Origin of the sequence: Bradyrhizobium sp. Arg237L (assembly GCF_029990105.1) — a bacterium.
GTDB lineage: Bacteria > Pseudomonadota > Alphaproteobacteria > Rhizobiales > Xanthobacteraceae > Bradyrhizobium.
In genome coordinates, this window is record NZ_JAQMIL010000099.1 from 21603 (window position 1) to 30818 (window position 9216).

A 9216-nucleotide genomic window follows, 5' to 3' on the forward strand; every position below is an offset into this window, starting at 1 on the left:
CTGCTGGCCAAGGTGCCCGGCTTCGCCAAGGCCTTTGCCGGCCGCTGGCGCATCGTCGAAATGGACAGCTGGGACCGCGACTTCCTCGATCTCGTCGAGCAGGCGCATCTCTCCTTCAAGGTAAGTCCGACGGTGAGATTGCCTTCGGTGCGCTGAAGGGCTTCCTCGATGTCCGCTATGGTGCGCAAGACGGTTCGGCCTGCGCGGAGTTCTCATGGCACCAAAGCTAGCACCACCTCTCCTATCGTGACGAACGCGAAAGACATTCAAGCCTTGCGTACTTATTGTTTTTTGCCGCGCTATTGGCGTGGGTCTGTACGTGGCCTTCATCGCCGGACCAGCCGTGCGCAAAAGTGCGCAAGACTGAACTTGATCTCGCGATAGCAGAAGAAGATCGTGCCTTCTGTGAGAAGTATTGGAACGCGCGCGGGGACCAGCGAGTTTCTCGCTTGCGCCAATGAGATAGCGGTTATCCGGCGAAAGCAGGTTGACCGCGACCGTGCGGCCGAGATTGGTTTACTCTGAAGTACGGGTCCTTCATCACTATCCCCCACTTCTTCGGGCATGGCCGGTCGCAATGCTCTCAGGATCAATCAGTTCGCGCCTTGCAGCAGGCGCAGAAGCGGGTCTGCTTGCCGTAGGCAATCGTCGCAGCCTGGGGATCAGCGGGATCGCGTTACGGTGTCACGCCGTCACAGTGTGTTACGTCGCGGGCCGTTACGTTTGGGCAGCTGCAATGTGTTGCAGGTCCATTTTCACAGCAAGCGGTTCGTGTCTTGGACAGCGTCTCAAACCCTTAGAGCACCAGAAACGCGTTCAAGGGGCTGATCGCCGGCCCTAGATCACGCAGCAATGTCATACGCGCTTTAAGGATATAGGCGATTGGACCGCGGCTTGTGTCCAAACGGCACTGTGATAGTTGAGGCCAGGCGTGTTTGAGCTGAGTTGACGCGAACCGTGCGCCTCCCAATCGAAATTGCCGCTGTGAGCCTGGCAATCGAGGTTCTAATTCGGGTTTTGTGAAGGGTAGCGCGGCGTCACCTTCAAGCGACCCGTCGCGACCAGGTCACGGCGTGGCACTGGCTATATTTTCTACTCATCGCTCCGCTTGCCTCGCTCGGCGTAGACGGAGCCGACGCATCGACGGAGCTTCTGCCGCCGCTTGGCGGGACAGGCCGAATGTGGGCGAGCGGGCGTTTCGAATTTCACCAGCCGCTTCACTCCAGGGGCGGCAACAGGCTTAGAATTCTCTGCGGATGCGGCTGGTTGCATTCGTCGCTGCGGCATCACGTGGCGCGCCGAGCGGCAATAACGATCGTCTATCGACTCCATGGCGATAGGTGATTTCCCTCGCCAGCGTTGCGAGGTCATTCTCGTCCGGTGGTGGATAGTCATTGTTACCCAACAGGAGTTACCATGAAGATTCAAGTCCGCAGCCTCGCGATTGCGCTCGCAATTGCTGTTCCTATCGCGGTAGCTGCCACGGCCAAATCGTCTGCTGCGCCGATCAATGCCACGTCGATCAAGGCGGCGGTACCAGCCGTGACGGCGGACGTGCGCTATCGGGTGCGGCGGGCTCATCCCTACCCTTCGTACTGGGGTTATCCCACCTATAATTCGTACTGGGGCTATCCGACCTATAATTCATATTGGAGCTATCCAACCTATTACTATCCCGGCTTCTCTTACGGCTGGTGGTGATTACGGCTGGTGGTGATGCCAAAGCTTGGCAGCGTGCGGCTCGTTCGAGCCGCCGCTAGCTAACATGTATTTGAGAGATTTTAGCGTTCCTTGGTCATGCGCACGTCGCTCTTGGGTCATTGTCGACGGATTCGGCAGGAGGCGTCACCCGGTTGATGTCCGCTTCAACTAGTTAGGAGAACTATCATGACAAAGCGTTCCCTTCTGATCGCGGCAGCGAGCGGCTTCATTGTCTTTGCACCGGCAGCATACGGGCGCTCGGCCTACGACGGCTCCTGGGACCTCGTCTTCGTGACGCAAAGAGGAACCTGCGATTCCAGTTACAGCTTTACTGTCGATGTGACCAACGGAATTGTCACGCATCCCAATCTCGTGAGATTTCGAGGTTACGTCGCAAAATCCGGCGCCGTTCGCGCTTCGGTGACGGTCCGGGATAAATATGCCTCGGGTGCGGGCAAATTGTTCGCAACGTCCGGCCAGGGGACCTGGAACGGCCACTCAGGAACGGCGCGATGCTGGGGCTACTGGACGGCGCGACGCAATTGAAGGACGCAACGGCGGCACGCGACCGGGTGCGACTGTGACGCGAATGCTGGCAGGGCCAAGCCATCATACGGAGAAGAGCGGTTCCTCGGTGAACTGGAGGTCATAATGAGATGACGGTTCCCAGAATACTAGCCGGCGTTGCAGTCCTGCTCAGCCTGCTCTCGGCCGGCCTCGGCAAGACAATGTGGCTGGAGAAGGCTCATGGCCAACCCATGAGCGCGCCCAGCTCGTTGGGTGAATCCGCACAACTCGATATTAATCGGCTAGCTCTGGTGATTGGCAATTCAAACTATCCCGATGCCGACTCTCCTCTTGCCCAAATGACACGCGATGCGGAAGGTTTGACAGATGCTCTTCGCAAGGACGGCTTCCTGGTGGACGCCGTTGACAATGCGACTCGCCGCGACATGACCCGCGCAATCGATGATCTAAGGGCAAGAGTACATTTGAACTCGATTGTGCTAATCTATTTTGGAGGTTACGGCGTTCAGTCTGACGGTCAAAATTATTTAATCCCAGTCGATGCGAAGATCTGGTATGAAGAGGATGTTCGTCGACAAGGTGTGAGCATTGACCTCCTCCTTTCGAAACTCAAGACTTCAGGAGCACGCGTCCGGCTCGTAGTCATCGAAGCCTCACGCCGCAACCCCTATGAACGACGTTTCAGGACTTACTCACACGGACTTGCACCCATTCAAACGAGTGAGAGCACGCTCATCCTGAGCTCAGCAGCTCCTGGCCAAGTCGTCGAAGAATCGGATGAACTACATAGTCAGCTGATGACCGCTCTTCTTACGCAGATGAATTCTTCGAAGAGGATCGACGAGGTCTTCAACAACACCCGAAGCGCGGTGGCGGCTGCTACTCAGGGCCAACAGATTCCAGCTGTTTCATCTACGCTAACCGAGAGTGTAACGTTTGGCGGGCACGGAGCGGCGCTCCCGTGTTCTCCGTTGGCTCTGCACCTAGCGGCCGCCGCGGGTGATCAAACGGATTTCTGCTGACCTCCAAAGATAGAAGGTCAAGGCTGCCGACTTCCCATGGCAGCGCCCCCGCCCGTTTGCGCGGTACTCATGACCGCTGGCCATAATGCCCTCCGCGGATCAGGTCCCGGTCAACAGCACGCATTCGAAGATGCCATGGCCCAAGTGGGTTGTCCTGATCGCCGGATCGACCGGCACTGCATTAAGTGCTATTCGCCCTCCCAACCGTTACGTCACACCGGGTCTCCGGTGCAATCTCTCCAACCAATGCTGCAAAGTGAAGATTCTCCTCGCCAACCCGGAGCCGTCCACACATGGCTCGCTGCAGGATGTTCAATTCACGCTGCCTGATTTGACTGTGCAGGCAGGGTGAATTGAAAAGTCGCGCCCTGAGGTTGGGCGGCGGTGGCCCACAGTCGTCCCCCATGCGCTTCAATGATGGAGCGGCAGATCGATAGACCCATCCCCAAGCCGCCGGGCTTTGTCGTATAGAAGGCCCCAAAGATGCGCTCGAGACCCGGTGAACTCAGACCCGGACCCGAATCCCGCACTACGACGAGCACGCGGTCCGGCTCGACCTTACCAGTGGTGATCACCAACTCTCGCGACCGCTCGCTGACCGAGCTTAATGCTTCAACAGCGTTGATGATCAGGTTCATGATCACTTGTTGCAGCTGGACCCGATCTCCCTGAATGAGCGGCAAGCCCTCCACGAGGTGTGACTGCACCGAAATGCCATTCTTCACGACTTCGCCACGGGTCAGGTCGATGACCTCGAGGATTGCTCCGTTGATATCCACGTCTTCTTTCCGGAGAGGTGCTTTTTTGAAAAGCGCGTGCATGCGGCCGATGACCTCGCTGACGCGATTGCCGTTTGCAAAGATCCGGTTGAGAGCCTGCCGAGCTTTCTCCAGATCCGCCGGTTCTTTGCTCAGCCAGTGCAACGCCGCAGAGGCATTGTTGAGCGTCGCCCCGATCGGCTGGTTGACTTCATGGGCAATCGAAGCCGAGAGCTGCCCCATTGTTGCGACTCGATTCGCGTGCACGAGCTCCATCTGCACCTCGCTGTAACGCCGCTCGCTTTCGCGAATTTCCTTCTCCGCCCGCTTGCGCTCGGTTAAGTCGACCACGAAGGCCACGCCCTGGTCGTGTCGCCCGCCGAACGTCGCTGCCCCGACCAGCACCGGCACGCGGCCGCCGCTTTTCAGGAAGTACTCCTTCTCATAGGGGTGCGCGGTTCCGGTCGCCTCCAGATCCGCCACACGTCGGTCGTCGGCATCGCGCCATTCGGCGGGCGTCAGATCCCGCCAGCGCAGTCGACCGGAGACGAGATCGTCGCGGCCGTATCCGACGATGCGGAGAAAAGCTTCGTTGGCATCGATGATCCGGCCGTCAGGATCCCAGACGAAGATGCCGATGATGTTGGCATCCACTAGCCGTCGGATCCTGGCCTCCCGCTCAGCTAGATCGCGGTACAGGCTGGCGTTCTCTATTGAGATAGCCGCCTGGGAAGCGAGCAGTGTGAGGACCACCCTTCGAGCAGGAGTAAACGCGCCAATCGTAAGGTTGTTCTCCAAGTACAGCATCCCAATCAACCTGGTCTGCTTAAGTATCGGCAGGCAGAGCACTGACCGTGAGCGGTGGTCGCGAATATAGCCATCCGCTGAAAACGAGCTCTGACTGGACGCATCGTGCAGGAGAACGCTTTCTTTTGTCCGAAGGACGTAGTGAAACACAGACTTCGGTAGATCTGCGGCCGTGACGCGTGCCTGTTTCAGGACCACGTTCACGTTGTCACTGCTGGCTGTGGCCTCTGCTTCAATTTGATATTTGCCGCCTCGCGGAAGAATCAAGAGACCTCGATCGGCGCCTGCGTGTTCGATTGCCGAACTCATGAGCGTGTTGATTAACTTCTCGAACACGATCTCGCCTGACACTGCTTCCGAGACTTTGATTACGGTAGCTAAATCGAGCCGCTCGATGGGTGTCACTATCGTCGCCGTGGAATCCGGGATCGACTTGTCCACTTTGAGGTGCGGATAAAGCTCCTCGAGTTGGCGAACCTTTCCGTCGGCTCCCCAGCGCAGGTAGCAGGCCCGCGCGGCTCGCAAATAGGTCGCCGCGATCTTCTCGTAACCGCGCTCTGCGTAGAAGCGCCCGGCAATCTCGTTGGCAATCGCCTGGTTGTGCACGAACCCGTATTTGTGAGCCTCGCGGATGGCCTTCTCGTACAGCTCCTGAGCGTTCAATACCCGGCCCTCAATGCGGGCGATCTCGGCGCCGACCAAGGCAGCGCGGTCTTCGAAGGTTTCGGGGTTGACCTCCGCCCACACTTGGAGCTGCCGGTGGTGGTCCAGCAAAGAATCGAAATGCCTCGGTCTCTGCTCCGGTGTGGCGTGATCCCAGACCGCCGCATGCGCCAGCGCGCCATAGAGTCGATATTCCGCTGACTCGAACATTGCCGTCGACGTCCAAAGCAGCGGTTCCGCGTGCAGCGAGGCGTCGACCGCCGACGCAAGGTCTCCGGCGAAAAAGTGCGCCTGCAGCTTTCGCGTCCAGTAATAGAACTCGGCGAGCACCAGATCGGGACTGTTGGCCAAGCGGCGTTCGGTATCGAGTTCGCTGTATCCCTCATGATCCAGGCACCCGAACGTCGCAGTCAGCCCGCGCAAGGTGAGGATCAAACCGAGTTGTGCTCCGCAGCGTTCGATGACCAGGCCGAAACGCACCCGCCTAGCAGATGCCAGGCCGTTCTCGCATGCCTTTTGCACTTCCGCGAGTGGATCCCCGGCGGCGAGGCAAACCGTGACGGTTAGCAGCTCGCACTCGGCTGTCAGATACTCGATCGAGAAGATGAGCTGGTGATTACGTTCCCAAGTCTCTTCTGCAAGAAGGGCTCTGCCGGCCCTGAGATACTTGAGAGCCGAGTCGTATGCTGTCGAGAGTTTCGCGCGCCGGCCTGCGATCAGATTCAGTTCTGCGACGCGCTCGCGATCCTCGACAGAGGTGATGAGCTGGGAGCCCCGGTTGAGTTGATTGACGATCTCAAATATCGCCTCCTCACGTTTTTCAGCGGGCGTGTGCTCGGCGAGGAGCATTCCGATGCGCAGGTGAGCCTCGGCACGCAGCTCCTTCGGGATCAGCGAGTAGGCGGCTTCCTGCACGCGGTCGTGCAAGAAGCCGTAGGAATTGTCCGCACGGAAGATGAGGCCCGATCGCACGGCTTCCCAGAGGTGGTCGTGCATGTCCTCGACCGAGCCCTGATACCCAATCCGGAGCATCTCAAACTCTGCACTGTTGCCCATGCAGGCGAACTGCTGGAGTACCTTCTGGGTTTCTGGCGGAAGGCGCTTCAACTTCTCGACCATCAGCTCTACAACATTGTCCGTGAAGCCTTTGGCACGAATGCGGAGCAGGTCCCATACCCAACGCCGCGCGCGGTAATCGAATGTCAGCAGGCGATCGTCCGCCAGAGTAGAAATGAACTGGATTGCGAAGAACGGGTTGCCCGTGGTCTTTTCGTGAATCAAGTCTGCCAGTGGGGCGGCGCGCTCCAGTTGGCAGTAAAGGGAGTCCACAAGCAGTTTACCTAGATCGTCGCGACTGAGTGGTGTGAGAACGATGTCCTGCACTGCCGCTCCGGCCTGACGGATCGCTTCTAGCTTACGTACCAGCGGGTGGGTGGCATTGACTTCGTTGTCCCGATACGCACCAATGAGCAGTAAGTGCTGCAAATCGTTGCGGGTCAACAGATCTTCGAGGAGGTCGAGTGTGGCGACATCCAGCCATTGCATGTCGTCGAGGAAGAGCGCGAGCGGATGTTCAGGTCGCGCAAATACGCCGATGAACCGTCGAAATACGATCTGAAAACGTCTCTGCGCCTGCTGCGGCGGCAATTCGGGCACTGGCGGCTGCTCGCCAATGACGTGCCTCAATTCCGGAACGAGATCGACGAGGAGCAGTCCGTTCGGACCCAGCGCCTCGCGAAGTGCATCCCGCCATTTGCGCAGGTCTTCCTCGTTCTGGCTGAGGAGCCGCCGGATAAGGCTCTGAAACGCCTGGGCCAGCGAGGCATGCGGAATGTCGCGCTTGTACTGGTCGGATTTGCCCGACGCAAACAAGCCGCGTGGCGGCACGAGTGGTTTGTGGAGCTCATTGACGACTGCGGATTTGCCGATGCCGGAGTATCCGGAGACCAGCACCAGTTCCGCTCGGCCACCGCCAACAATGCGGTCGAAGGCGGTGAGCAGAGTGTCAACCTCGCGGTCCCTCCCGTACAGTTTCTCGGGGATCATGAGGCGATCCGGGGTGTCGCGAGCGCCAGGAGTGATGTCATCGACCCACCCCTGGGACTCCCATTGGGACAGGCAGCGCCGAAGATCGCTTTCAACTCCCACCGCTGTCTGATACCTCTCCTCCGCCGTCTTGGAGAGCAACTTCATCGTGATCGCGGAGACCGAGGCCGGCACGGTTCCCACCCGCTCACTGGGTGCGGCTGGTTGTTTCGCGATGTGACAGTGCACCCATTCCATCGGCTCGGAGGCCGTGAATGGAAGACTGCCGGTCAGCATTTCGTAAAACGTCACTCCAAGCGAGTAAAGGTCGCTCCGAGAATCGGTCGAACGGTTCATTCGTCCCGTCTGCTCGGGTGCCATGTAGGCGAGCGTTCCCGCGATGAACTCGGGAGGTTCGGGCGACTGGCGCTCGCGCGGAAGTCGGGACGCAATCCCGAATCCGGTGAGCCATGCGTTGCCGGAGTCGTCGACGAGGACATTCGCGGGCTTGATATCCTTATGTATGAGGCCCTGCTGATGGACTTGACCGAGTGTCCTTGCCAATCCAATGGCGGTGCTAAGGAAGCGCGTCAGGTCGAGCGGTTGCCCCTGGTCACGCTCAAGAATCCGATCCAGCGGCTGACCGCCAGGGTCCTTGAGTAAGAGGATCGTCCGCCCGTCGTGACGAGTAATGGCCAGCGGCTTGGCAGCCCACGCGGGATCGAGTTCGGCTGCGAGCGAGTATTCGTGCATGAGCCGCCTGATACTCTGAGGCGACGGCTGTTCAAAGAGTGCGATCGCCAGGACTGGCGAGGGATCGTCGTGCTTTCGGCCGCGGTAAAGGATAAAGTCCGCGCTTTCCCGCAGGGGCACCAGCACGTACCCCGAGAGCCCCGGGATAGGTGACATTCTTGTCGCCACGGCATCACGACCTCGGTGTATTCATCTGGACAGGACGCTAGAAAGATGTCAACAGGAACGAAATCCCAATGGCCGCACCGGCCGTAGAGTTGGTTCAATCGTTCTAACGAACTGAAACTTTCTAACGAACTGACAAACAGGTCTCTTCATCAACAGGATTCTCCCGCCGCGGCACTCCTGCTCACCAGGCAGGTGCGTTGGCTTCCGCCAAGCCTCTGCGCAGATGTGCCCAAGGCAGACGGATTAACCTCCAGCGGGACGTTTGCTCATAAAGCCAAGCCAAGTCTCGAGAAGTCCGCTACTTGGATTGTGGCTTTTCGGCCATGTTCCGGCATCCCCTCAGCGCCGCCTCCCGCAACTTGTTGAATCTGCAATTGGCAAACCTACCTGGTTTAGCGCTCCAAAAACGGTGAAGTGCGCTTACTCCCGCGATCTCTCACGCTCCGTCCACGTCACGCGCTATCCCTCGTCCTCGGTCGCCCCCATCATCCGGCCCATAGTCCCGCTATCGGAAATGTGGCGGCCAGTCTCCGCGAAGCCCGTCTCTTAGGACTTGAAGAGGTCCCGCATGATAGAGTCTTCCGGCGTAGTCTGAAGCGTCCTCTTGACAATCGGGCCAAATGGTTCTGCCGCCGACCGTGCAGATAGCGCGCCTCGCTTAAGACGGCCTCGCTGCCGAACTATCGTCGCCCTTGAGGGAACCGAGTTCTTGCCCCATCGTTTACTGAGTCTCTCGCGCGAAGGAGGTTGAAAATGGCAACCAGCGTGACAGATAGTGGCTTAGCAACAAG

4 protein-coding genes and 2 pseudogenes are annotated in these 9216 nt (G+C 58.8%); 4 read left to right on the forward strand and 2 right to left on the reverse strand.

All coding sequences use genetic code 11. From position 1 onward, the window contains the following. Positions 1–3: 3 nt before the first annotated feature. Positions 4–218 (forward strand): annotated as a pseudogene (locus OZ411_RS38885) (hypothetical protein); the annotation flags it as partial. 581 nt (positions 219–799) lie between these two features. On the opposite strand, the pseudogene OZ411_RS38890 reads toward OZ411_RS38885, so the two are convergent. Then, positions 800–981 (reverse strand): annotated as a pseudogene (locus OZ411_RS38890) (bifunctional O-acetylhomoserine aminocarboxypropyltransferase/cysteine synthase); the annotation flags it as partial. Positions 982–1416: 435 nt separating this feature from the next. Between OZ411_RS38890 and OZ411_RS38895 the strand changes: the two are divergent. From OZ411_RS38895 to OZ411_RS38905, 3 genes are all read left to right on the forward strand, one after another. Next, on the forward strand, positions 1417–1701 hold the full coding sequence (locus OZ411_RS38895) for a hypothetical protein (RefSeq protein WP_282532181.1): 285 nt from the start codon (positions 1417–1419) through the stop codon (positions 1699–1701). A gap of 186 nt (positions 1702–1887) precedes the next feature. Continuing rightward, positions 1888–2247: a hypothetical protein gene (locus OZ411_RS38900; protein WP_282532182.1), complete on the forward strand. Its 360-nt coding sequence runs from the start codon at positions 1888–1890 to the stop codon at positions 2245–2247. A gap of 110 nt (positions 2248–2357) precedes the next feature. Further along, positions 2358–3251, forward strand: a complete 894-nt coding sequence (locus OZ411_RS38905) for a caspase family protein (protein ID WP_282532183.1) — start codon at positions 2358–2360, stop codon at positions 3249–3251. Positions 3252–3568: 317 nt separating this feature from the next. Here OZ411_RS38905 and OZ411_RS38910 read toward each other — a convergent pair whose 3' ends face one another. Then, positions 3569–8413, reverse strand: a complete 4845-nt coding sequence (locus OZ411_RS38910; RefSeq protein WP_282532184.1) for an ATP-binding sensor histidine kinase — start codon at positions 8411–8413, stop codon at positions 3569–3571. Positions 8414–9216: the final 803 nt, after the last annotated feature.

What these genes read in the sequence shown, in the direction of transcription:
- OZ411_RS38895 (WP_282532181.1), top strand. Translation starts at nt 1,417, where the DNA reads ATGAAGATTCAAGTCCGCAGCCTCGCGATTGCGCTCGCAATTGCTGTT.
- OZ411_RS38900 (WP_282532182.1), top strand. Translation starts at nt 1,888, where the DNA reads ATGACAAAGCGTTCCCTTCTGATCGCGGCAGCGAGCGGCTTCATTGTC.
- OZ411_RS38905 (WP_282532183.1), top strand. Translation starts at nt 2,358, where the DNA reads ATGACGGTTCCCAGAATACTAGCCGGCGTTGCAGTCCTGCTCAGCCTG.
- OZ411_RS38910 (WP_282532184.1), bottom strand. Translation starts at nt 8,413, where the DNA reads ATGTCACCTATCCCGGGGCTCTCGGGGTACGTGCTGGTGCCCCTGCGG.